Genomic DNA, 23,925 nt, shown 5'->3' on the forward strand with positions numbered 1-23,925 from the left:
CTTTATAACCTTATAACCTCAGAACTCAGAACTATCCCAACCTCAGAACTCACTCCCCCTCCAACCCTCGCACAAAGTTACAGAAAATAAATTCCAATACGTTACACTATTCATGCAAAAGATTTCACCCATCACGCGCAACCTGCTGCTTATCAATGTGCTGTGCTACCTGGTGCAGGCCGTAATGCGCACGCGCGGCATCGACCTGACCGAATGGCTCGGACTGCACTTTGCGCTGGCTGACAACTTTTATGTGTTTCAGCTGCTCACATACATGTTCCTGCATGGCAGTTTCACACATTTGTTTTTCAACATGTTCTCGCTGTGGATGTTTGGCGGACTGATAGAGCGCACTTTGGGGGCCAAACGCTTCCTTATATATTATATGGTGTGTGGCATAGGCGCCGGCATCTGTCAGGAACTGTGGCAAACGGCCGACTACTTTATTGAGGGCATGTATGCCTATGACATGGTGAATACGGGGTCGAGCCTCATGCCTATGGGGCTGTTCCTCAACCAGTGGACCACCATTGGTGCCTCGGGCGCCTGCTATGGTGTGCTGCTGGCCTTTGGTATGCTCTACCCCAATGAGCGCATCATGCTGCTGCTGCCGCCCATACCGATGAAGGCCAAATATTTTGTGGCGGGCTATGCTGCCATTGAACTGATATCGGCTTACGCCTCGAACGATAATATTGCGCACTTTGCCCACTTGGGCGGCATGCTGTTCGGGTGGTTCTTGCTGCGCTGGTGGCGGCGCCGTGCGCACAACCGACAGACGGTGGGCGGCTGGCAGCGCTGGGACGACCGCACCAAAACACACCGCACGCTGTGGCAGCGCATCAAGCAATGGCTCGGCATGCCGCAGACGGCTACGCCGGGCAATGCGCATCACACCGCTACGCGCGAGAGCGACTATGAGTATAACATGCGCGCCAAGCGTGAGGCAGAACGCAATGAGGCGCGTATGGACGAGATACTTGACAAGGTGCGCCGCTCGGGTTACGACAGTCTGACTACCGACGAGAAGCACGAGCTCTTTAGGCTCAGTCGCAAGTGATGTATGTGCGCTTTGCTTAGCTGTCGGAATGAGCTGCAAAGTGCCTGTTCGTGCTTTTGCTCTTTAGCCCTTTAGCCCTTACAGGCAGGGCGTAGATTACTGGATAGAGAATAGATGAAACAGAACTATGACTAAACTGCTCACCTTTTTGGCGTGGCTCGCGGTGCTCATTATGTGGGGCTGCGCAGCCACTGTGTATGTCAGTGCCGCCACCTATGGCAAATATATAGCTGTGGTGGGGCTTGGCTTCCCCTTTTGTGTGGCAGCGGTGCTGGCAGTGGGCATGGTGTGCCTGCTGCTCAAACCGCGGCTGGTGTGGATACCCGTGGTGGGCCTTGTGGGCTGCTGTGGCTCGGTGCGCGACTACTTTCCGGTCAATTTGAGCTCGCCCCCGCCCAAGGGCACACTCAAGGTGATGAGTTACAACACGCTGGCCTTGGGCAATATGCGCATGTCGGATGATAGCGTGAACTATGAGGTGGTGCGCTACATCATAGACCAGCGGCCCGACATAGTGTGCCTGCAGGAGGTGTCGTTCCGCAACGACGAAGACCGCGGACGCATGACACGCTCGATGCGCCGCTATGGCTACCACTTCGAGACCATCTGGGTGGGCGAGAACCAACTTGGCGTGATGGCCCGTATGCCCATTGCCGACAAGCGGGTGGTGTGCCACTCCAAGGGCAATGGCTTTGCCGCCTTCAGCCTTGTGCCGCGCCGTGGCGACACCATTACCGTGGTGTGTGCCCACCTGGAGTCGATGCACTTGTCGGGCGAGGAGCGCAGCGAGTATCACGAACTTGTAAAGTCGCCTACCAAGGCCGACAAGGTGCACGGCAAGCTGACGCTTGTGCGCAAGATAGCCACCGGTGGCTATGAGCGCGCCTTACAGGCCGACACGCTGGCACAGTTTATTGACCGCCACAAGGGGCGCAAACTGATAGTGATGGGCGACTTTAACGACACGCCCATATCGTATGCCCACCACCAGGTGTGCAGCCGCCTGACCGACTGCTTCAGGGCCACGGGCAACGGCATAGGCCGCTCGTTTAACCGTGATGCCATATATGTGCGCATTGACAACATATTCTGCTCGTCGCACTTCAAACCTTATGCCATGCGCATCGACACGTCGGTTTCGTGGTCGGACCACTATCCCATGGTGGGCTATCTGAAGGAGCTTGGCTCGAAGTAGCGGGGCGCTTGCGGCATGGTTGATACGCTCAGGGGGCTGTAAAGACAATTTGGGCCGATTGGTACGCCCGTGATGTCTTTACAGCCCCCTGTTCCGTTGCGGGCAGATGGGGTACGCTCCCTCCGTGTTGGTTATCAATGACATTGGCGTTTTGGGGTAAAGTAATAGGTGAAACGTGTGAACTGCGAGACGCAAAGTTGTCCGAAAGTTTTCCGAAAAAAACATTTTCGATTGCTTTTTTTGTTAGAAAGTTTTCCGTATCTTTGCCTTGCAATTAAGAAATAATTCCAACACGAAGGTTCGTTGGAGACGAAGCGCGGCCCGCAATGGCGCCACGTTAGATTAGGTGCACGTGATGTGTGTAACGCGTTGATAATCAGTAGGTTAACAATGTTGTGTGACACGCATTCGATGAAAAACAGCAGCGTGCGCTTACGGATAACACCCTCCCTGAAAACTACTGTTAAGGCATGCCTGCCACGAGATTGACGGGTAGGGAAAGTGTTTGTCATAACGGACAATTCTGATGACGGTGTTGCGCGAAAAGTTTTCCAAAACGGATAACTTTCTGCTCCCGGCGAGCCTTTAGAAAAACCTATATTCCTGCCCCATGTGTACTGACAACTTTATCATTACCAAGCGTAACGGCAAGACCGAGCCGTTGAGCATTGAGAAAATTAAATCCGCTGTGCTGAAAGCCTTTCAGTCGCGCAAAAAAGAGATAGATGCCGAGGCTTTGAACCGCATCATGCAGCGCCTGCGCTTTTGCAACGGCATGAGTGTGGAAGATGTGCAGAACCAGGTGGAAGTGGCCCTGATGGCCGAGCACCACTATGAGGTGGCCAAGTCGTTCATGCTCTACCGCAAGCGTCATGAGGACGACCGCGAGACGGCCGACAAGCTGCGCTTCTTGATAAACTACTGCAACTCGGCCAACCCCGCCACGGGCTCGAAGTATGACTCAAACGCCAATGTGGAGAACAAGAATATAGCCACACTCATTGGCGAACTGCCCAAACAGGGCTTTATACGCTTGAACCGCCGCCTGCTGTGCGACCGCATCAAGGAGATGTATGGCAAGGAGCTGTCAGACCGCTACCTTTATTTGCTCAAGAACCACTTTATATATAAGAACGACGAGACGTCGCTGGCCAACTATTGCGCCTCGATAACAATGTATCCGTGGTTGCTCAACGGCACCAAGGACATTGGCGGCAACTCTACGGCTCCGACCAACTTGAAGTCGTTCTGCGGTGGATTTGTCAACATGGTGTTCATTGTAAGTTCAATGCTCTCGGGCGCTTGCGCCACTCCGGAGTTCTTGATGTACATGAGCCACTTCCTCGAGCTGGAGTATGGCACCGACTATTATGCCCATGCCGACAAGGTGGTTGACCTGTCAGCACGCCAGCGCACCATCGACAAGATTATTACCGACTGTTTTGAACAGATAGTATACTCTATCAACCAGCCTACGGGTGCGCGCAACTTCCAGTCGGTGTTCTGGAACATTTCGTACTACGACAAGTATTACTTTGACAGCATATTCGGCGAGTTCCGCTTCCCCGACGGCTCGCGTCCCTCATGGCCCGCACTCGACTGGCTCCAGCGCCGCTTCATGAAGTGGTTCAACCAGGAGCGCACCAAGGCGGTGCTCACCTTCCCGGTGGAGACGATGGCGCTGCTCTCGAAGGACGGCGACGTGATGGATACGGCGTATGCCGACTTTACGTCGGAGATGTATGCCGAGGGCCACAGTTTCTTTACTTACATGAGCGACAATGCCGACTCCCTGGCCTCGTGCTGCCGTCTGCGCAACGAAATTCAGGACAATGGGTTCAGTTACACGCTCGGAGCCGGCGGTGTGTCGACCGGTTCGAAGTCGGTGCTCACTGTCAACCTTAACCGCTGTGTGCAGCAGGCTACCCGCGAGGGACGCTCATACGTGGAGTATCTTGACGACGTGATAGACCTCATGCACAAGGTGCAGCTGGCTTATAACGCCAACCTCAAGGACTTGTTGGACAAGGGTATGCTGCCGCTGTTCGATGCCGGCTATATCAACATCAAGCGCCAGTATCTGACCATTGGTGTGAACGGTATGGTGGAGGCTGCCGAAAGCCTTGGCATCACCATTTCAGACAACAAGGAGTATGAGGAATTTGTAGGCAATATATTGGGCCTGATTGAGGGCTACAACCGCAAGTACCGTTCAAAGGACGTGATGTTTAACTGCGAGATGATTCCGGCCGAGAATGTGGGCGTGAAGCATGCCCGCTGGGACCGCGAGGATGGCTATTATGTGCCGCGTGACTGCTACAACTCTTACTTCTACGTGGTTGAGGACCCCAATACCGACATCATTGAGAAGTTCCGCCTGCATGGCCGCCGCTTTATAGAACACCTTACGGGTGGTTCGGCCTTGCACATGAACCTTGACGAGCACTTGAGCCAGCCGCAATACCGCCAGTTGCTGCGCGTGGCTGCCAAGGAGGGTTGCAACTACTTTACGTTTAACATACCTAACACGTTGTGCAACGACTGTGGCCACATTGACAAGCACCACTTGCACAAGTGCCCCAAGTGCGGGTCGACCAATCTCGACTATCTGACCCGTATCATTGGCTACTTGAAGCGTGTGTCAAACTTCTCGCTCGACCGTCAGAAGGAGGCCGGCCGCCGCTACTACCAGAAGGTGGAGGCTTAAAGCGGGGAGGACGGCTTTAATATGAACAAGCATGGGCTGCCTGAAGCCCAATGAGCCCATAGCCCAGAGTGCCGCTCGGCTGCCTTGGACTATGGGCTCATTATCTTAATATTGTTGTTTGGTAAAACGCAAGCACTAATGGTTTTATAGAACAGCAATAGTTCTTTAGCGCATTATCTGCACATTACTACTACTATGCTCAAATATTACAACTACGACATTGTATTTCAAGAATATCCCGACGAGGTGACCCTTGCCATCAATCTGACCATGTGCCCCAACCGCTGTGTGGGTTGCCACAGTGCCTACCTGCGCGAGGACATAGGCGAGGAACTGACCCATGAGCGCCTGACGGCACTGATAGACTCGTATGACGGCACTATAACCTGTGTGGGCATACAAGGCGGCGACAACGACCCCGAGGCCGTGCTGGCCGCAGGGCGTTACATCAAGCAACATTATGAGGGCCGCTTGCGCACAGGGTGGTATTCGGGCCGCACGTGGCTGCCCGATGCCGCCACCCTTGCCGCCAGTCTGGATTATGTAAAGACTGGCCCCTATTCGGCCAAATTCGGTCCGCTCTCATCGCCCACCACTAACCAGCGCTTTTGCCGCGTTGAGGCCGACGGCACACTGACCGACATGACGCTACGCTTCAAAAAGAAGGGGGTGAATGACTGACATGACACACACCACAGAACAAGTGCAGGCTTACATGGCCCGTGTGCCCGAGAGCCTTGTGCGGTACCTTGAGGACGAGGTGCTGCCACAGTACGACCATTTTGACCCGGCCCACCAACGCGACCATGCCCGCAGTGTGATGCAGCGCAGCATGGCCATGGGGGCGCACTATGCCGACACCGATGCGGGCATGTTGCTCACGGCGGCAGCCTGTCACGACCTTGGTCTGTGCGAGGGACGTGCGTGTCACCACCTTGTGTCGGGGCGCATTGTGAGGGCTGACCAACGGTTGCGCCAATGGTTTGACGGGGCGCAGATTGAGTTGATAGCCGGGGCCGCCGAGGACCACCGCGCATCGGCCGATCGTGCGCCGCGCACCATTTATGGCATGATAGTGGCTGAGGCCGACCGCCTGATAGACCCCTTGGTGTCGATGCGCCGCGCGGTGCAGTATGGCTTGGCCAACTATCCGGAGCTCACGCGTGAGCAGCACTATCAGCGTATGGTTGCCCACCTGCACGAGAAATATGCCGAGGGCGGCTACTTGCATTTGTGGTTGCCCGAAAGCCCCAACGCGGCCCCGCTGGCCGAACTGCGCCGCATGATGGCTGATGAGCCGCTGATGCGCCAAACGTTTGACCTGCTGTGGCGGCAGGAGGTGCAGTAGCGCAAGCACAAAACGCTATCTCTAATGGGGGCGACGCGTCCCGCGTCGGTGATAGTGCAGCTGTTGTTTAGTGTGTTTTGTGTGTCTTTTCTTTTTATTTTCCCGACGCGAGACGCGTCGCCCCCATTAGAGGTTGCGTTTTGTGGTTGCGTTTTGTGGTTGCGTTTTGTGGTTGCGGTATCTTTACTATACTACAAATACTTTACTTGCCGAGTATCTTACATCTTACACTAACTCGTTGCAACTCATTGACTGTCAATGCTTTACTCAGTGTAAGATGTTACAAATTCCACCTACACGCAACCTACACAACTCACATGTTGCCACACGGACAAGCACGGGAGAAAGATGTCACGGCATAGGGGAGCAGAAAGGTCTGTTGCTCCGACAAATTGTTCTGCGTCCCTATGCCGTATTATCTACTGCATACGTCCAAACCGACTGCGTGACAGGGGGTGAGGTGTGTAAGATGTATGCAGGAGTGTGTAAGATACTTTGAAATCATCTTACACTCTTGAAATCTCTGTATATCAACTTGTTACGTATAAAAAGTGTAAGATGACAGTAAAAGTACAGACACTCGTTTATAGGTAGGCTGACGGGGAGAGAATAAATATAACGCTACCACTAATGGGGGCGACGCGTCTCGCGTCGGGATTTTTCAGTAGCCTCTGGACGCATCGGGATTAAGGCAAAGGCTCACAAACAGACGTGTAATTAGCGCTGTTTGTGAGCCTTTATTATTTATGTATGAACATTGCCTTTTTTCCGATGCGGGACGCGTCGCCCCCATTAGAGGTTGCGTTTGGCATATTAGCACATTGCTATATTAGCACATTAGCCACACGTTACCGCATTTACGCGATAGTTTCGCCCTTGAGTGTGGCACTTGAGGCGTCGGTGATGCGCACGCGTGCATACTGCCCGGGACGATAATTGCCGCGGTCGAACACCACCACCTTGTTTTGCTCGGTGCGTCCGAAAAGCTGCTCCTTGGAGCGCTTGCTCACACCCTCAATCAGCACCTCGTACTCCTGGCCTATGCAACGCTGGTTGCTCTCGGCGCTCAGTTCGTTTTGCAGCGCGATGAGCTCCTCAAGACGGCGTATTTTCACCTCCTCGGGCACGTCGTCGGGCAAGTGGCGTGAGGCGTAGGTGCCGGGGCGCTCGCTATACTTGAACATGAATGACGAGTCGTAGCCGCACTCACGCATGAGCGAGAGCGAGAGCTGGTGGTCCTCTTCGGTTTCAGAGCAGTAGCCGGCAAAGATGTCGGTGCTTAGTCCGCAGTCGGGAATGATGCGGCGTATGGCAGCCACGCGGTCGAGGTACCATTCGCGTGTGTACTTGCGGTTCATGAGTTTAAGTATGCGGTTGGAGCCGCTCTGCACGGGCAGGTGAATGTGTCGGCACACATTAGGCTCCTCGGCAATGACGCGCAGAGTGTCGTCGCTCATGTCCTTGGGGTGGCTTGTGCTGAAACGTATGCGCATGGTGGGCACGGCGCGGGCCACGGTGCGCAGCAGTTCGGGAAATAGCAGGTCGGTGCCGTCCTCGCGGTGCCAGCAGTACGAGTTGACGTTCTGGCCCAGCAGTGTCACCTCCTTGTAGCCGTGGCTTTCAAGGTCGCGCACCTCGGTGAGTATGCTTTGCACGTCGCGTGAGCGCTCGCGTCCTCGGGTGTAGGGCACGATGCAATAGTGGCAAAAGTTGTTGCAGCCGCGCATGATGCTCACAAAGCCCGATATGCGGCTTCCGCAGTAGCGCTCGGGCACAATGTCGCGGTAGGTTTCGGTGGTGCTCAGCTCAATGTCGATGGCCTTGTTGCCCACTTCGGCCTGTGCTATGAGGTCGGGCAGGCTGAGGTAGGCGTCGGGTCCGGCCACGAGGTCGACACCATGCTCGTTGAGCAGCCCTTCTTTTACGCGTTCGGCCATGCAGCCCAGCACACCGATGATGAGTTTGCGGCCCTTGCGGCGCATGGCGTTGAGGGCCTCGAGGCGGTGTATGATTTTTTGCTCGGCATTGTCACGCACCGAGCATGTGTTGAGAAATACAGCGTCGGCCTGGTCCAGACTTTCGCAAGGCTCGTAGCCGGCCATTTTCATGACAGAGGCCACCACTTCGCTGTCGGCCACATTCATCTGGCAGCCGTATGTTTCGATATAGAGATGTTTCATGTGTGTGAATATTACGCGTTGGCGGATTTCTTGGTTGACTCGTCAACCTGAAATTCCGCCAACGGTTTTGCGTTATTGTTATTTGCGTCCGAAGTCGGCCGGCACCTCGCCCCAGCGTTTCGTCTCCCACTTGATGATGGGAATGTCGCTGTAGTCGTGTGTGCGCAACCACTGTTCGGCGCGCTCAATGAGTTGGAACAGTTGTTCGGTGCGTGGGGTGCGCTCCAGTTTGGTGCGGCATTTGCGGGCCTTGACCCACAGTAGCGCGTTGCGGCTGTCGGTGTAGATGGTCATGGTGCGGCCGCGCTGCTTGAGCAGTGCCAGTGCATGCACTATGGCCAGGAATTCGCCAATGTTGTTGGTGCCGTGCACTGGGCCGTAGTGAAATATCTGTTGCCCGGTGGCCAGATACACGCCGCGGTACTCCATGGGGCCCGGGTTGCCCGAGCAAGCTGCGTCCACGGCCAGGGCGTCGGCCTTGACTTCGGGTGGCAGCGGCAGCACGGTGTCGTGTCGCCAGTCGGGTGGGGGTGGCGGACAGCCTTTTGGACCGGCGGCAGGCTTGTAACTGCGGGTGTCGGAAGGCTTTTCGGCATGGTCTGCACCTTGGCTGGCGGCGTCGGCATGGGGTGCACCGCTTGCGCTGTTGGGCTCGGGAGCGTTGGCAAAGGCCGCTTTGGCCTCGTCCTCACTCTTGAACGATTTGAACAGGGCACAAGGAAAGCCCGCCACTTGTTGTTGGCAGGCTTCCCATGTGCGGTAAATGCCCGGCTCGCGGCCACGCCACACTACATAGTATTTGGGGGTTGATGACATGAGGCGGTGTTAGTTGTTAATGGGCTACTTTACCGCCACCGAGCCACCTTTTCCCACTTGGACTTTGAAACCATATTATTCCAATGACGGAACCTATAATCATGAGAATAAACAGCCAGAATACGGGTTGTTTGATGGCTTCATTTATTGCTTGAGTCATAGTCGTCTTTTTTTGAGATGAATAATGCTAATATCAAAATGCCGAGAGCGGCTAAAAGTCCTAAAAGATAGATTATCCACTTGTTTTCGAATTCGTTGAAAAAAGAGGATATTACGACGGCCGTCAGTATATATTTTGACACGTCAAAGCAGTAATCGCTGAGTTTCCCCACATACACGACCTACTTATTACATGCGTTCGGGCATTTCGATGCCCAGCAGCCCCATGCCCAGACGCACCACTTTGGCCACGTTGCGCGAGAGCACAAGGCGGAAGAGTTGCTTTTTGGCATCGGGCTCGCGCATGATGCTGAAGTCGTGGTAGAACTGGTTGTACTCCTTAACCAGCTCGTAGCAGTAGTTGGCCACGGCAGCGGGCTGGTATTCGGTGCCAGCCTGGCGCACCACAGCGGCAAAGTCGGCTATGTGCTGAATGATTTCCTCCTCCTTGGTCGAAATCTCCACGTCGGCAGGCAGTGTGTCGGGAATGTTGATGCCGGCATCGGCAGCCTTGCGCAGGATAGAGCGTATGCGGGCATAGGTGTACTGTATGAACGGGCCCGTGTTGCCGTTGAAGTCGATACTCTCTTCGGGGTTGAACAGCATGTTTTTGCGGGCGTCGACCTTGAGCAGGAAGTATTTGAGGGCGCCCATGCCCACGATGCGTGCCACCTCGTTCTTTTCGTCCTCGGTCATGTCGGGGTTCTTGTTAGCCTCGTCAATGGTCTGGCGGGCCTGGGCTATCATGCCGGCCACCAGGTCGTCGGCGTCAACCACCGTACCCTCGCGGCTCTTCATTTTGCCGTTGGGCAGTTCCACCATGCCGTATGAGAAGTGTACCAAGCTCTTGCCCCACTCAAAGCCCAGGCGGTCGAGCAGTATTGAGAGCACCTGGAAGTGGTAGTTCTGCTCATTGCCCACCACATACACCATCTTGTTGATGGGGAAGTCCTGGAAGCGGAGTTTGGCTGTACCAATGTCCTGTGTCATGTACACACTGGTGCCGTCGGCACGCAGCAGCAGTTTCTCGTCAAGTCCGTCCTTGGTAAGGTCGGCCCATACCGAACCGTCCTCCTTGCGGAAGAAAAGGCCCTTTTTCAAGCCCTCCTCAACGGCCTGTTTGCCCACGAGGTAAGTGTCGCTTTCGTAGTAAATCTTGTCAAAGCTTACGCCCAGAGCCTTGTAGGTCTCGTCAAATCCGGCATACACCCACTCGTTCATCTTGCGCCACAGGGCACGCACCTCGGGGTCGCCAGCCTCCCACTTTACAAGCATGGCGTGCGCCTCCTTAATGAGCGGACTCTCCTTTTCGGCCTTGGCCTTGGCATCGTCGGCAGTCATGCCCTCAGTCTCAAATTTAGCCTGCAGCTCCTTCACCTCGGCACGGTAGTGCTTGTCAAAGGCCACATAGTAGTCGCCAATCAGGTGGTCGCCCTTCTTGCCGCTGCTTTCGGGTGTCTCGCCGTTGCCATATTTGAGCCATGCCAGCATCGACTTGCAGATGTGTATACCGCGGTCGTTCACGATGTTGGTTTTCACCACGCGGTTGCCGTTGGCCTCTATTACGCCGGCCAAGGCCCAGCCCAGCAGGTTGTTGCGCACATGGCCCAGGTGCAGAGGCTTGTTGGTGTTGGGCGATGAATATTCAATCATCACCAGCGGACTGTCGGCCGTGGGGTGTGTAATGCCATATTCGGCATTAGCGTCGATATCGTTGAGCAGCCCAATCCACTGTGCGGGAGCAATGACAAGGTTAAGAAAGCCCTTCACCACATTAAAGCCTTGCAGCAGGGTGGTGTTGTCTTTGAGCCATTGGCCAATTTCCTGTGCCGTGTCCTCAGGCTTTTTGTGCGAAATGCGCAACAAGCCGAAAACCACCAGTGTGAGGTGTCCTTCAAATTCTTTCTTAGTCTTTTGCAGAGCCACTTGCGCGGCAGTGATGTCCTGCCCGTAGAGCGCCTTCACGGCCTCAATGACAGCGTTGGTGAGTTGTTGTTCTATTTTCATTGTAGTGTAGTGTTTGCTGTTGAAAGTGTAGTGTTGGCAAGCGTTGTGGTTATCTTCCGAGCCAGGCCTCAGGGTTGAGGCGGGCCGTTTCCTTGCGCAGCTGGAAGTGCAGTGTGCTGTTGCCCGAGGCATCGGTAGCCACCGTGCCAAGTGTTTGTCCGGCCTGCACGTTCTGGCCGCGTCGCACCGAGGTAGAGCTCAAGTTGCAGTAAACCGACATGTACGAGCCGTGTCGCACAATGATGTTGTAAAGTCCGCCTACGGTAAATATGGCCGTCACCTCGCCCTTGAACACGGCGCGTGCCTGTGCTCCGGGGTGTCCGGTAATGTTGATACCCTTGCTGTCGAGTTGCACGCCCTTTAGTCCGGCCACGCTGTATGAGCCATAGTGGCGCGTAATGGCATAGCTGCCCGTAATAGGCATGGGCAGTCGGCCGCGGCTACCGGCAAAACTGTTGTTGATGGCGCGGTCGGCATTGTTCTCGGCAAATACGGGTGCCGTGCTCGTCTCCACCGGTTGGGTATACGTGTGCCTTGGTTTAGTGCCCGTTTTTGTGGCATTTCGTTTGGTGTTGCTCCTCGTGTTGCCCGATGCCGTTGTTTTGGTGCCGGCATTGTTGGTCTTGGCTCCATTCTTGGCAGCCGCCCTCTTGGCGTTGGCCGCTGCGGTAGCCTTGCGTTGCGCCTCGGCACGTTCGCGTGCCGCACGTTCGCGTGCCGCCTGTTCGCGTTGCGCCTTGATTTTGGCTTGCCGTGCCAGTTCGGCCTTGCGTCTGCGTTCAGCCTCGGCCTTGCGTCGGCGTTCGGCGGCAGCAATCTCCTGTTGTATCAGTTGGTCAATGCGGGCATCGAGCGCGGCAGCCTTTTTGCGTTGTTGCGCTATCGAGGCTTGCAGCTCGGCCTGCCTTTTGTTCAGTTCGTTCACCACCTGTTGGCGTTCTTGCTGTTGGCCCTGCAGTTTGCGTTGTTCGGCCTGTCCTTCGCGCAGCAAGCGGTTCTTCTCGGTTTTCACGCCAAGCAGTTCGTTGCGTTTGGCCTGCACTTGCGCCTCCTTCTGCCGTATGATTTCGGCCTGAGCGCGTTGGTAGCGGCTGAAACTGCTCAGGTAGCGCAGGCGGCGGTACATCTGCTTAAAGTTCTTGGCCGACAGAATAAACTGCCACTTCGACACCTGCATGCGGTTGTGAAATATGTACGACACCGAGCGCTGATAGCGTCGTTTGCACACAGCCAAGTCGGCCTCGAGCAGTTTCAGCTGGCGCTCAAGTCCGCTGATGGTGGTAGCCACCTCGGTCAGTTCGGCATGAATGCCGTTCACATACTTTTGTTGTCCTTCAATCTGCACGTTAATCACTTGCAGGTTGGCCAGTTGCGAGTTGACGTCCTTTTTGGTGGACTTCAGCATGTGCTCTTGGTTGGCAATTTTCTTTTTCAGCGACGTCTGTTCACGCTGCAGCGAACGTATTTTCTTATTCGTCTGTGCGGGGAGTGCCAGCGCTGTGCCAAGGAGCAATATGCAGAGTAATATGCGGTACATTTACTAATGAGTTAATGAGGTAATGTGCTAACCCGTTGACGGAATTTCTGGTTAACGGGTTAACAAGTTGACAGGTTAACGAGTAAGAGTATGCTAAACGTTACATTCCCAGTTGTCCCAGCACCTGTTGCACGCTGCGTTGCGTGTATTTGGCAGATACTGTGGTGCGCGTGTCAAATGAGGCATCAGCCTTAAGGCTCGACAGACTCAGGGCCAGCGTGATATCCTTTTTGCCCGTACCCGTCACCGCCATGCGCATCTGCGTGGGGAAGGGGCGTCCGCCAAACTGCTCAAAGCCGTCGTAGTTAAAGGCAAACTCGCCCTTCTCGGCAGCATTGTTGCTGCGCACCTGCAAACGTTGAATGGTGTTAGCCTGCGGGTCGGCATAAAAGTGGTAGGCCAGTTTCGGCGTGTTCTTCGGCGTCAGCACGTTAAGCCCGGCCTTTTGCACCAGTTCAAAGCGCCCCAGCCCTTCGGCCGAAAGCGTGTGCTGGCCCGGAATGAACAGCTCGTTCCAAAACAGCGATTGCAAGGCATAAAAGTCGAGCCCCGCCTGGCGCAGAAAACTCACCTCGCCATATTTGGCACGCACAAACTGCTTGTTAATGCGGTCAACCACCAGCACATCGTTGGGCGTAAACTCCATCAGGCCCACCTCCATGCCGAGAAAGCGCAGTGAGAGACGTATCACATCGTTGCGCTTCATTTGCAACTTGCCGTTCACGCTCAGGTCCTTGCCACCCACACCGCTCAGCCTTACCTTCGTGCTCGCCGTCACGCCCTGTTGGCTAAGGTGCATGGCAGCCACCTTTCGCACACTGGCCAGGGCAGCCGTGTTATTCGTAATATGCGTAGTCTTGGTTGAGGCCGACGTGTTCGTGTCGGGAGCCTTCACCGCGCTCTTGCTCGAGCGGCAGGCCGTCAGTGTAAGTGCCACGAGGGCTATGTATAGATAACACTTCATTTGAAAAGTTGTGTATGTGTTTTAGTGAGTGTATAAAGTGGTGGGGCGGGGGAGCGAGTTGCCCCCTTCAGTCCCCGTCAGCGGGTGCGCCGTGTACGGTACAATTTGCGCTGCACCCGCCGTTTCGCAGTCCGGTCGGTAGACAGCGACAGCGCCTTGCGCCAGTAGCCAAATGCTGCGTGACGGTTGCCCGCACTGTAAGCAATGTCGCCCGCGTGTTCAAATATCGACGCATTCTCGGCCACCTCCTCAGTGTACCGCAGCGCCTCCTTTATATATATGTCAGCCTGTGCATATTGCTTTTTCAAGTACAATATCCAGGCATAAGTGTCAAGATACACCGCATTGTCGCCTTCAGCCTCCACAGTGCGGCGGCTCATGCGCTCCGCCTTGTCAAGCTGCCGCTTGTCAATGCTCAGAAAGTAGGCAAAGTTGTTCAAGCACAACAAGTTGTTGGCGTTGTACGTCAGCGCATGGTCATAGGCCGCATAAGCGTCCTCCTTCAGTCCCACGCCGTGCATCACATCGCCCATCAGCGCATACACATCGCTCGCCAGCTCGCGGTCGGTGCTCTCGTCAATGCGTTCCACCCCGTGCTGCAACTGGCGTATTGCCTCGTGGTCGCGCCCCATGCGGTACAGCGCCGTACCCTCGTAGTAGTAAAACGTCAGTTCGGCCGGGTCATACAGCTCACCCTCGCGGCAGGTAGCGGCCACCTGGTCCATATTGTTGCGTTGCAGCATAATCCGCAATATTTGCAAGCGCGCTTTAGTATAGTCCGGCTCAATGCTCAGTATCGTGTGCATGGCCGTAAGCAGCGAGTCGTCGGGCATGCGCTTCTCTACCATGTAGTCAGCCAGCATCTCCGCCATGTCGCGGTTCTCCTGCGGCTCCGCCAGCGCCTTTCTGAACAGGGCCAGCACCGGAGCCGCATCGCCCCCGTTGCGCACATTGTCCACCGCAAAGCCACGCATAGCCTCAAGTCGTGCCCCGCTTTGCGTGCGCGGGTTGAGCACCACCCGGTTCAGCAGGTCAAGGTAGAGCGAGTCTGCCCCCGCCGCCTTGTAGTAAGCCAATAGCGAAATCTGTGCATAGCTGTTGTCAGGTTCTGCCGTCAGCACATCGCGGTATATGTCAAGAGCCTGCTCGTGGTAGCCGTGCTGGTCATACAAGTCGCCCAGCAACACACGGTAGCGCAGGTCGTAGGGATATTCGGCACACAAGTCCTCAATGGCCTGATAGGCATGTTCGTCGTCCTTCATGGCCAGATACGTCTGAAACTTCTCCATACTCAGCGGTTCGCTGCGTCCGTCAAGCTTTTCAAGCCGCTCGATGGTACGTATGGCCCCGGCGTAGTCGCCGCTCGTTTTGTACAGCCATATCAAGGTCGAGAGCGTCTCCTCATTCTCTTTGTTCTCAGCTATCTCCTCATACAGGTTGATAGCCTCGGCAAACTTTGCGCTGTTGGCCAGATAGGTGGCCAGGGTCTCCTTAAAGTAGCAGTTGCCTGGTTCAAGCTCCACCGCCCGCCGCAGCAGCGTGTCACCCTGTGCCCGGCTCAGCGTGTCCGAGTACATGGAGTACGACAATTTCAGCACCCCCATTTCATACAGTGCCTCAGGTGCGTCAGGCCTTATTTTGAGTGCCGCGTCAAGCAATTCATATTCAGCGTCAATGTGCTCCGCCTCCTTTTGCCGTATAGCTTCCAAAAACAAGGCGTCAAATCGCCGTCCGGCAGCATAGCTCACCTGTGTGGCCACCCCCGTGTGCTGTTGTCTGTTGGGTTTAACCCCCTTAGGCGCCGTCATAGCCACCGTGTCGGGCTTGACCAGCGGTTTTGCCGTGTGGCACGCCGTCAGCACGCCGCTTGCCATAGCCAGCAACAGCACACCGCACCAATGCAGCAAGGCCGGGGACCAACTCGTCCTCGGCTTGTGCCATTCAGGTATGTACGACGTCTGTTTCACTGTTCGTTTATGAGGGGGTAAGTAAAGAAGAGGGGGGCTTCATGAGGGGGCATTTTAAGTTGCCTGAAACGCGCTGAAAGAAAGCGCAAGCTCTAATGGGGGCGACGCGTCCCGCGTCGGGATTGAGGAGGGAGGGAAATACGAACTCTGCTAAACAATAGCAGCATCTTTTCCCGACGCGAGACGCGTCGCCCCCATTCGAGGTAGCGTTTGGTGCTTTTGGCCTTTCAACCCGTCAACTTGTCAACCCGTTACCCCGTCAACCCATATAAGCTCACTGTTTGCCAGTATGCCCAAATCCGCCGTCGCCGCGTTCCGTACTGTCAAGAGCCTCCACAGCCTCCCATTCAGCCTGTTCGTAGCGGGCAATCACCAGTTGGGCAATGCGGTCGCCATCGGCAATGTTAAAAGGCGTGTCCGACAGGTTCACCATTATCACCCCAATCTCGCCGCGGTAGTCGGCATCAATCGTGCCGGGCGTGTTGAGCAGCGTGATGCCATGCTTCAAGGCCAGTCCCGAGCGCGGCCTTACCTGGGCCTCATAGCCCTCGGGCAGTGCAATGCTCAGTCCTGTGGGCACCAGCCGGCGTTCCATCGGTTGCAGCGTGATGCCCTCCTCCAGGTTGGCACGCAAGTCAAGGCCCGCGCTCAGTGCAGTGGCATACTGTGGCAGAGCGTGGTGCGAGCGGTTCACTATTTTAATCTTCATACTGATATATTACTTCGTAAATGAGTGCATCGTGGGCTACAACAGCCCTATGATAGTGCAAAAGTAGTGATTTTGGGGCAAACTTGTCCGCTTATAGCGTGTTTTTCAATAAATTTGCCACACCTTTGTGTGGTGACAGCACATGACGCAAACCACACCATCATTCCACACATTCAAGAGCAACATGAACTGGCAAAATCTCATATCGTCAAAACGCCTTGGCAAGGAGGCTGAGACCAAGCCCCTCGAGGAGCGCCGCACCGAGTTTCAGCGCGACTACGACCGCCTTATATTTTCTGCCGCCTTCCGCCGCATGCAGAACAAGACACAGGTGTTTCCGCTCCCCGGCAGCGTGTTCGTACACAACCGCCTCACCCACAGCCTCGAGGTGTCGAGCGTGGGCCGTTCGCTTGGCACCGATGTCAGCCGCGAGCTCATAGCCCGCCACCCCGCATTGGCCAACACCGAGGTCACCGGCATGGGGGCTATAGTCAGTGCCGCCTGTCTGGCCCACGATATGGGCAATCCGCCCTTTGGCCACTCGGGCGAGCGGGCCATACGCACCTACTTCAGCGAGGGGCGCGGAGCACGTCTGCATCAGCTCGTCACCCCCGACGGCAAACGCCTCTCCGAGGCCGAATGGCTCGACATGACGCGTTTCGACGGCAATGCCAACACCTTTCGCCTGCTCACCCATCACTTCAATGGCCGGCGTCCGGGAGGCTTTGTCATGACCTACGCCACCCTGGCCTCCATTGTCAAATATCCCTACGGCTCCGATGCCGCAGTGCGCAAACCCAAATTCGGCTTTTTCGAGGCCGAGCGCACCACCTACCTCCACATAGCCGACGCCCTCGGTCTCAAACGCTTGCCCGACCTCCCCGGCGGCATCATACGCTACGCCCGTCACCCACTGGTCTACCTTGTCGAGGCTGCCGACGACATCTGCTATGAAATAATGGATATTGAGGACGCCCACAAGCTCCGGCTCCTTTCCGACGAGCAAACCATGGAGTTGTTCCTCGCCTTTTTCGAGCCCGCCGAGCGCGAGCGTCTGCGCAGCCGTTACACGCCCGACACTGATGTCGACGACCAGATTGTCTACTACCGCTCCTGCGTCATCAATGCCCTTGAGCGAGCCTGTGTACGCATCTTTGTCGACAACGAGCAAGCCATACTCAACGGCACCTTCGAGGGCTCGCTCATCAGCCATTTGCCGCCCCTTTTGCACAACGCCTACCACCAGTGCGAGCAGGTGGCTGCCACACGCATTTACCGTTGCCACGAGGTTACCGATGTCGACCTCGCCGGTTACCACATCATCTACACCTTGCTCGAGCTCATCACCGATGCCGTCATGGCCCCCGACAAGGCCTATTCACAGTTGCTTTTGCAACAAGTGTCCACGCAGTATGAGGTGCACGCCTCACGCGAGGGCGACCGTCTCATGGCTGTGCTCGACTACCTCAGCGGCATGACCGATGTGTATGCCCTCGACCTCTACCGCAAAATCAACGGCCACTCGCTGCCGAGTGTGTAGTGAACTTGCTTGTTAATATGCTAATGGGCTGACGCCGTAGCGTGGTTTGGCAGCCGCTAACGCGGGAGACATAAGAGCATAAGTATATCGTTTGTGTTAGCCGCTAACGCGGTAAACAAAAGAACATAAGGACATAAGAACATAAGATATAACGTTTGTGTTAGCCGCTTACCGCGGGAACATAAGAACATAAGCTACATAAGAAACATATAAGGCCGCTGCGCGGCTGTCGGCCACGGACTAACGTCCGGGTGGCCTCAAGAAACATAAGGGCTGACGCCGTAGTATTACATATAGTAACGCTACGGCGTCAGCCCTTATGTTCTTATGTTCTTCTGTTTACCGCGTTAGCGGCTGCCAGGCAACGCTACGGCGTCAGCCCTTATGTTTCTTGAGGCCACCCGGACGTTAGTCCGTGGCCGTCAGCCGCGCAGCGGCCTTATATGTTTCTTATGTAGCTTATGTTCTTATGTTCCCGCGGTAAGCGGCTAACACAAACGTTATATCTTATGTTCTTATGTTCTTATGTCCTTATGTTTACCGCGTTAGCGGCCAACCAAGCAACGCTACGGCGTCAGTTCATTAACACATTAGCAAGATTCCTCCCTCCTCAGCGGGTAATTACCGCGCAGCCGTTCAAAGTCATCAGGGCATTCTTTCAGCGCCACACTGTCGCGCACAGGGTCATAAAGCCGCAGTTCCGGTGCAAGCAAATGCCCCACGCCCTCAGGGTAATAAGCAAACCCCTCAGGCAACTCAGGCGCCGACACCGCCTCGAAAGCAGACGCGTCCAATCCAAAATGCTCTGCCACAGCCTCCAAACTCATTCGCGTACCGTTAGCCTTGCCGTCAGCGCTGTAACCCGCAATGTGCGGTGTACCCACAAACACCATGTCAAGCAATTCACGGTCAATGCCAGGCTCATGCTCCCAAGTGTCAATCACTGCCGTGCGCACGCGTCCGGCCTTCATGGCAGCCTTCAGCGCAGCAGTGTCCACCACCTCGCCGCGACTACTGTTAATCACCACAGCCCCCTTGCGCAACTTGCCAAAGAACTCCCGTCCTGCCAAGTGGAACGTAGGATAAGGCTGAGGCTCACGCGTCAGCGGCGTATGAAACGTCACCACGTCAGCCCTTTCAGCCACCTCGTCAAGCCCTACAAAGTCAGGTCCCGACGCCCCCTCGTGCGCGGCACGCAGCGGGTCGCAAAGCAGCACCTCCTTAAATCCCAGCCTTTCAGCCATCAGCAGCACCTGCGTGCCCACATGACCCACACCCACAATGCCCAGCGTCAAACCGCCAAACACCGTGCGGTCAAGTTCACCGCGCGTCACCCGTGCCGTAGCAGGCAGCAGTTCACCCCCCGCGCGCCAGCACCCGTGTGCAGCCAGTTGCAGCAGCACAGCCTCAATATACTGTGCCACACTGCGAGCATTACAGCCCGGGCAGTTAGTCCATGCTATGCCAGCCTCCTTCAGCCACGCCGTGTCCAGGTGGTCATAGCCAATAGTAGCCGTTGCAATAAACTGAACCTTCGAGCCTTCAAGCAGCGCCCTGTCACAGTGCGTGCGAGTGCGCACAATCAGCGCATCAGCGTCACGCACATCATCGGGACCAATTTCAGCCCCCGCCTTATACGTCACATCACCCAGCAGTTCGGCATAGCCGTGCATAAAGGGTATTTTAGAGTCAATGACCAGTTTCATGTCCTTACGTCTGTTGTAGTAAAGGCCATTGCTGCCAGCATTCGCGCAGCAATGGCCTTGTTCAAATCATTATTCAATGCCACATTATGGTATGGCATCAATATCCTTTTGAGTCAGTCCTGTCAGTTTTTCTATCAAGTCATAGCCCAGGCCCTCCCTCTTCATTTTGCTAACCATTTTGTTGAGCGTCTCAACTCGTCCTTTAGCCATGCCCTCGGCACGTCCCTCGTCCTTGGCAGTATCAAGCGAGTTCTTTATGTCGCGGTAAGCCTTCAAGCTATCCTCATATTCCTTCAATTCTGTGTGGGTGAAACTTGCGATTTCGGCTTCCGAAAACAAGTGGTCAAACACCGCGTTGCGCAGGTGTGCAGGTTGCTTGTTGAGTCGGGCAAGGTTCTTCAGCACATATATCCATTTGTCATACAACGTGTCAAGCTCGTCCAGGTTCTTGTTGAATTTAGCTACTTCCACATACTTAAACCTCAGCTTCTCGTTGAACACCTTGTTGGTTTCCTTGTCAATCAGCGCCACATCATGGCTGATAGAGTCCTTTGCAAAAGCCTCTTCGTGCATGTCAAAGTTGAGCAGAGCCACCACGTAGACGTGTGCCAGCTTAAAGTTCCAGTCCTGTCCCTTTGGAGCTTGTTCGCGTATGGGAAAGGTTGCATAATACAATGAGCGGTCCTTAAAGTAGTGCTGCTTTGCATTCTGCATCTCCACAATAAACTTCTCGCCTCGCTCATTCTCGCAATACACGTCAAAAATGGCCTTGCGTTCGGCATACACGTCGCCCACATGTTCGCTGTTCAGAAAGTGCACATCTTTCACCACCTCCTCACCATTAAAAAGCGAGTTAAGGAAACTTATCAGCAAGTCCTTGTTAGGCAGCGTGCCGAAAATGCGCTTAAATCCAAAGTCTGTAAGAAGACTTATATAACGTTCCTCAGTATATCTCATAATTTGGGTTAGGGGGTTAGAGGGTTAGGAGGTTAGCGGGTTAATGGGTTAGGGGGTTAGAGGGTTAGAGGTTAGCGGGTTAAGAGGTTAGAGGGTTAAAAGATTACCATAACGTGCCTAACACACAAAGGTTACTTTATAACCTCATAACCTTATAACCTCAAAACCTCTCATAACCTTGCTTCCTCAATGCCTCTGGCGGCGTACAGAGTAGCCACCACCCGACGATTTGCCGGTTGAAGCCTTAGTCTGGCGCGAACTCTTCGTCTTGGCCGGTTTGCTCTGCTTCGTCGAGCTGCCAGTCGACACCTTCGTTGTGCTTGTGCGGCGCGTGCTCGACGTGCGACGCGAAGTAGACGTGCGCCGGCTTGTGCGCGAAGCCTTGCCAGCCGCAGCTAACGAGTCAGCCGCCGCCTGCGCCAGCGAGTCGGCACGCAACTTGGCATAATAAGCACTGTCGCGACCGTAAACGTGCTCCTGCACATCAACCAGCTGCTTCTCAATGCGCTTCTGTTCGCGAATTACCGCAGAGTCGTCCGTGCAATAGTTCGACAGCAAGCGGTCCTGCAAATTCACAGCCTTGTAAATGTCGCCCTTGTAACACTTCATTGTAAAAAAGTCGTCGGCCGACATCATAGCCGCATTATTCAGCGACGAGCCCATCAGCATCAGCTTGCCCAGATAAGGCGCAATGTCGCTCATCTTCACCCAGAACATGGGGTACTGCGCCAGCTCGCCGCCAAAGTCAGCATCGCCGCGTTTCAGCACAGGGCAGAGCGCCGTCACCTGACTGCGGAAAGTAGCCGTATGCTGGTCGTAGTAAGTGCTCTCCTTTACAAAGTAAGCCTTCACCTCGTCCGACGGAATGTCAGCATCGTTCACACGCACCTTGTCACCCTTCGACTCGTAAAAGATGTGGTAGCGGTCCATCAACTGCTTGGCCGTCACCTCGTTCTTGGCCGAAAAGTCCTCGTTGCCGTCAAGCTTATAGTCGTAAGCCTTGATTTGCTTGCGCAGCAGCAACTTAAACAAGTACGTAAACAAATTCTCGCGTCCGTCCTGCGGCGTAGTAGGGTAGTAGAGCACCGCATTCTGTTCCTTGCTCAAGTCGATGGTGCGGTACAAGTCGCGTCGCCAGGCCGCATCAGCCGGCATGGTCTGTGCGGTCGGAAACTCGCGGTATGTGCTGCCTTGCGGCGCGTTGAGTTGTTGTTCCTGTCGAGCCTGCTGTTCAGCGCGCCGGCGTGGCGGCTGGGCCTGGGCCACATCAGCATAAGCCGTGGCGCAGAGCAGCAGTACAAGGGCAAATATCTTTTTCATGAGGTTGTGTTAATTTACTATTACTTCGAGACTACCGTTAAGGTTGCGCGCAATGCCGTCGGGACCGATGGCACGCACCTTCGATATGTAGAAACGCTGGCCGCGGCGCAGCTCGCGCATCAAGTTACGTTGGTTCTCGGTAAAGTTGGCACCCGCCGAGGGTTCGGGGCGGAAGTTGCCCATGCGGTCGGCAAACACCGTTTCAAAACTCAGCACCCTGAACGGGATATTGAGCAACCCGTCGTCAATGGCAGCCCCCAGGCCATGAGCACCAATAATGCTCCCCTTGGCTATGCGGCCACCCCTAAAGCGGTCGGCGCCCACCTGTATAAAGGCCGTCGGGTCGGGCAGTTTGCGCACCTGGAAGGTAAACTGGCCCATATTCTGCGCCTTGCCGTTCACCGTGCCGCTCACCGTAAAGGTCACGTGTTCGCCCACTCTGGCCGGACGTGCCGTATACTTGCCAGGGCCGCGCTGCACAAGCGAGCCGCCCGTCATGGTCAAGTGCACACCAGCATTGCCGCCCGCAGCCGTCACACTGATGGGGTTGTCAAAGCCCGCATAGAGCACATTCATTAAGTCGGCCGCCACAGTGGCACCCGTAGGCGGTGCTATCACATTATACTTCTGCGTAAAGTTGCGGCGTATCACATCGCCCGCAGCATTAGGCATAAGTATGTAGCCCGAAAAACTGTACTGGCCCGGGCCACCCACCGTAAAGTTGTAAGAGCCGTCGGCCGCAATGCGCCGGCCATTCACATATATCTCGGGGCGCTGCGTGGTGTCGACAGCCGCCATAAATATCTTAGATCGGAACTGCTCACCGGGGTACAGCGTGGTAGCCTCGGCCGACACATAGGCGTTAAGCTGGTTCACGCGGATATCCTTCAAATCGATGTTAGCCAGCAGCGTGTGCACCACCTCGTTCTCAGCCTTGCGCACATCACTCTGCAGCTTGGCCAGCATCGTCACCGCAGCCACCGAGGGCATCTCCTCAAACATATACTGCTGCCAGTTCTTGCCCACCGTGTTCTCGTTGCGGGGCACATCAGTCGACAGGTTCGAGGCAATGATAGCCTTTTGCCGAGGGTCGGTCACGAGGGCCAGAATGCGGTTGCGGAACGAGTTGATGGCATCGAACAGCTGTTTGCCCTTGCCCCGTGCCGGAGCCAGCATCACGCGGTTAGAGCCCTCAAGGTCCTCCTTATTCTGCAAGTTGTCGGGGTCAGCGTCCTTGCCGTCAGCCTCACGGGCAATGGCCATACGCAGTTCGCCGGCAAAGTTGTATAGCGAGTCGCTCATACGTTTCACCTCCATGGCCTTGTCGTACCATGGCTTCACCTTTGCCGGATTACCCTTCATGGCCTCGGCAAAGTCAGCGTAGAGCGCTTGGTTCTCCTTCATGGCATTGCCAGTGGTGCGCTTCAGGCTCTCGCCAATCATGGTGAAGCCCTTCAGCACGTCACTCGACACATTGAGCGCCAACATAGCCATTAACACGATATACATCAAGTTAATCATCTTTTGGCGTGGAGATACCGGTCTTTTCTTTACAGACATCTGTAGTAATGTTATTATATATTCAAATTCTTCGCTTGGCGTGGGCAGGCCGCAATATCCGTTATTGCAGTATCGTATACTTTGCTTGTAGTTAGTGAGGGCTGAAAGCTATCCGTTATTGCAGTATCGTATACTTTGCCTGTAGTTAGTGCGGGCTGAAAGCCCAATGTAGCACATAGCCCAGGGCAAGCGT

Annotated in this window: 18 protein-coding genes; 6 read left to right on the forward strand and 12 right to left on the reverse strand. The window is 55.2% G+C overall.

All coding sequences use genetic code 11. The features are described 5' to 3' along the window. Positions 1-112: 112 nt before the first annotated feature. The 5 genes from BQ5453_RS01040 (at position 113) to BQ5453_RS01060 (ending at position 6,310) form a co-directional block, all read left to right on the forward strand. Entirely contained in the window at positions 113-1,060 is a 948-nt protein-coding gene (locus tag BQ5453_RS01040; RefSeq protein WP_071121773.1) for a rhomboid family intramembrane serine protease, read from the forward strand. Positions 1,061-1,187: 127 nt separating this feature from the next. Next, the gene (locus BQ5453_RS01045) at positions 1,188-2,255 is read left to right on the forward strand and encodes an endonuclease/exonuclease/phosphatase family protein (RefSeq protein WP_071121774.1); all 1,068 of its coding nucleotides are present in this window, start codon (positions 1,188-1,190) and stop codon (positions 2,253-2,255) included. Positions 2,256-2,865: 610 nt separating this feature from the next. Then, positions 2,866-4,962 carry an anaerobic ribonucleoside-triphosphate reductase gene (gene nrdD, locus BQ5453_RS01050; protein WP_071121775.1) on the forward strand — a complete coding sequence of 699 codons (2,097 nt, stop codon included), beginning with the start codon at positions 2,866-2,868 and terminating at the stop codon, positions 4,960-4,962. Positions 4,963-5,157: 195 nt separating this feature from the next. Next, the gene (locus BQ5453_RS01055) at positions 5,158-5,643 is read left to right on the forward strand and encodes a radical SAM family protein (RefSeq protein ID WP_071121776.1); all 486 of its coding nucleotides are present in this window, start codon (positions 5,158-5,160) and stop codon (positions 5,641-5,643) included. 1 nt (position 5,644) lies between these two features. Then, positions 5,645-6,310 (forward strand): HD domain-containing protein, encoded by a 666-nt coding sequence (locus BQ5453_RS01060; RefSeq protein WP_410525564.1) that lies wholly within the window; start codon positions 5,645-5,647, stop codon positions 6,308-6,310. Positions 6,311-7,167: 857 nt separating this feature from the next. On the opposite strand, the gene miaB is transcribed toward BQ5453_RS01060, so the two are convergent. The 8 genes from miaB to dut form a co-directional block, all read right to left on the reverse strand. Then, positions 7,168-8,490 carry a tRNA (N6-isopentenyl adenosine(37)-C2)-methylthiotransferase MiaB gene (gene miaB, locus BQ5453_RS01065; RefSeq protein ID WP_071121777.1) on the reverse strand — a complete coding sequence of 441 codons (1,323 nt, stop codon included), beginning with the start codon at positions 8,488-8,490 and terminating at the stop codon, positions 7,168-7,170. A 78-nt stretch (positions 8,491-8,568) separates the two neighbouring features. Beyond that, positions 8,569-9,306 (reverse strand): ribonuclease H1 domain-containing protein, encoded by a 738-nt coding sequence (locus BQ5453_RS01070; protein ID WP_071121778.1) that lies wholly within the window; start codon positions 9,304-9,306, stop codon positions 8,569-8,571. 140 nt (positions 9,307-9,446) lie between these two features. Further along, positions 9,447-9,644, reverse strand: coding sequence for a DUF6722 family protein (locus tag BQ5453_RS14720; RefSeq protein WP_394365330.1), 198 nt, complete (start codon positions 9,642-9,644; stop codon positions 9,447-9,449). A gap of 10 nt (positions 9,645-9,654) precedes the next feature. Continuing rightward, positions 9,655-11,472, reverse strand: coding sequence for an arginine--tRNA ligase (gene argS, locus BQ5453_RS01075; RefSeq protein ID WP_071121779.1), 1,818 nt, complete (start codon positions 11,470-11,472; stop codon positions 9,655-9,657). Between the two features lie 49 nt (positions 11,473-11,521). Next, entirely contained in the window at positions 11,522-13,009 is a 1,488-nt protein-coding gene (locus BQ5453_RS01080; RefSeq protein WP_071121780.1) for a murein hydrolase activator EnvC family protein, read from the reverse strand. Positions 13,010-13,109: 100 nt separating this feature from the next. After that, complete coding sequence (locus tag BQ5453_RS01085; protein ID WP_071121781.1) at positions 13,110-13,973, reverse strand: lipoprotein insertase outer membrane protein LolB1; 864 nt, start codon at positions 13,971-13,973, stop codon at positions 13,110-13,112. A gap of 77 nt (positions 13,974-14,050) precedes the next feature. Further along, a complete protein-coding gene (locus tag BQ5453_RS01090; RefSeq protein WP_143033243.1) occupies positions 14,051-15,940 on the reverse strand; it encodes a tetratricopeptide repeat protein in 1,890 nt (629 codons plus the stop codon). A gap of 274 nt (positions 15,941-16,214) precedes the next feature. Beyond that, a complete protein-coding gene (gene dut / locus BQ5453_RS01095; RefSeq protein WP_022102507.1) occupies positions 16,215-16,649 on the reverse strand; it encodes a dUTP diphosphatase in 435 nt (144 codons plus the stop codon). A gap of 184 nt (positions 16,650-16,833) precedes the next feature. On the opposite strand from dut, the gene dgt reads away from it, so the two are divergent. Next, positions 16,834-18,189: a dGTP triphosphohydrolase gene (dgt, locus tag BQ5453_RS01100; RefSeq protein WP_071121839.1), complete on the forward strand. Its 1,356-nt coding sequence runs from the start codon at positions 16,834-16,836 to the stop codon at positions 18,187-18,189. Positions 18,190-18,779: 590 nt separating this feature from the next. Here dgt and BQ5453_RS01105 read toward each other — a convergent pair. The 4 genes from BQ5453_RS01105 to porM all read right to left on the reverse strand — a co-directional run bounded on the left by BQ5453_RS01105 (position 18,780) and on the right by porM (position 23,732). Then, positions 18,780-19,895: a 4-phosphoerythronate dehydrogenase gene (locus BQ5453_RS01105; protein ID WP_071121783.1), complete on the reverse strand. Its 1,116-nt coding sequence runs from the start codon at positions 19,893-19,895 to the stop codon at positions 18,780-18,782. A gap of 84 nt (positions 19,896-19,979) precedes the next feature. Then, positions 19,980-20,852 carry an Rpn family recombination-promoting nuclease/putative transposase gene (locus BQ5453_RS01110; RefSeq protein ID WP_071121784.1) on the reverse strand — a complete coding sequence of 291 codons (873 nt, stop codon included), beginning with the start codon at positions 20,850-20,852 and terminating at the stop codon, positions 19,980-19,982. A 186-nt stretch (positions 20,853-21,038) separates the two neighbouring features. Continuing rightward, a complete protein-coding gene (porN, locus tag BQ5453_RS01115) occupies positions 21,039-22,172 on the reverse strand; it encodes a type IX secretion system ring subunit PorN/GldN (RefSeq protein WP_071121785.1) in 1,134 nt (377 codons plus the stop codon). 9 nt (positions 22,173-22,181) lie between these two features. Next, positions 22,182-23,732, reverse strand: a complete 1,551-nt coding sequence (porM, locus tag BQ5453_RS01120) for a type IX secretion system motor protein PorM/GldM (RefSeq protein WP_071121786.1) — start codon at positions 23,730-23,732, stop codon at positions 22,182-22,184. Positions 23,733-23,925 lie beyond the last annotated feature (193 nt).

The sequence above is a fragment of the Prevotellamassilia timonensis genome (assembly GCF_900106785.1).
GTDB classification, from domain to species: Bacteria; Bacteroidota; Bacteroidia; order Bacteroidales; family Bacteroidaceae; genus Alloprevotella; species Alloprevotella timonensis.

Coding starts and splice junctions, on each gene's coding strand:
- BQ5453_RS01040 (WP_071121773.1), top strand. CDS start 113: ATGCAAAAGATTTCACCCATCACGCGCAACCTGCTGCTTATCAATGTG.
- BQ5453_RS01045 (WP_071121774.1), top strand. CDS start 1,188: ATGACTAAACTGCTCACCTTTTTGGCGTGGCTCGCGGTGCTCATTATG.
- nrdD (WP_071121775.1), top strand. CDS start 2,866: ATGTGTACTGACAACTTTATCATTACCAAGCGTAACGGCAAGACCGAG.
- BQ5453_RS01055 (WP_071121776.1), top strand. CDS start 5,158: ATGCTCAAATATTACAACTACGACATTGTATTTCAAGAATATCCCGAC.
- BQ5453_RS01060 (WP_410525564.1), top strand. CDS start 5,645: ATGACACACACCACAGAACAAGTGCAGGCTTACATGGCCCGTGTGCCC.
- miaB (WP_071121777.1), bottom strand. CDS start 8,490: ATGAAACATCTCTATATCGAAACATACGGCTGCCAGATGAATGTGGCC.
- BQ5453_RS01070 (WP_071121778.1), bottom strand. CDS start 9,306: ATGTCATCAACCCCCAAATACTATGTAGTGTGGCGTGGCCGCGAGCCG.
- argS (WP_071121779.1), bottom strand. CDS start 11,472: ATGAAAATAGAACAACAACTCACCAACGCTGTCATTGAGGCCGTGAAG.
- BQ5453_RS01080 (WP_071121780.1), bottom strand. CDS start 13,009: ATGTACCGCATATTACTCTGCATATTGCTCCTTGGCACAGCGCTGGCA.
- BQ5453_RS01085 (WP_071121781.1), bottom strand. CDS start 13,973: ATGAAGTGTTATCTATACATAGCCCTCGTGGCACTTACACTGACGGCC.
- dut (WP_022102507.1), bottom strand. CDS start 16,649: ATGAAGATTAAAATAGTGAACCGCTCGCACCACGCTCTGCCACAGTAT.
- dgt (WP_071121839.1), top strand. CDS start 16,834: ATGAACTGGCAAAATCTCATATCGTCAAAACGCCTTGGCAAGGAGGCT.
- BQ5453_RS01105 (WP_071121783.1), bottom strand. CDS start 19,895: ATGAAACTGGTCATTGACTCTAAAATACCCTTTATGCACGGCTATGCC.
- BQ5453_RS01110 (WP_071121784.1), bottom strand. CDS start 20,852: ATGAGATATACTGAGGAACGTTATATAAGTCTTCTTACAGACTTTGGA.
- porN (WP_071121785.1), bottom strand. CDS start 22,172: ATGAAAAAGATATTTGCCCTTGTACTGCTGCTCTGCGCCACGGCTTAT.
- porM (WP_071121786.1), bottom strand. CDS start 23,732: ATGTCTGTAAAGAAAAGACCGGTATCTCCACGCCAAAAGATGATTAAC.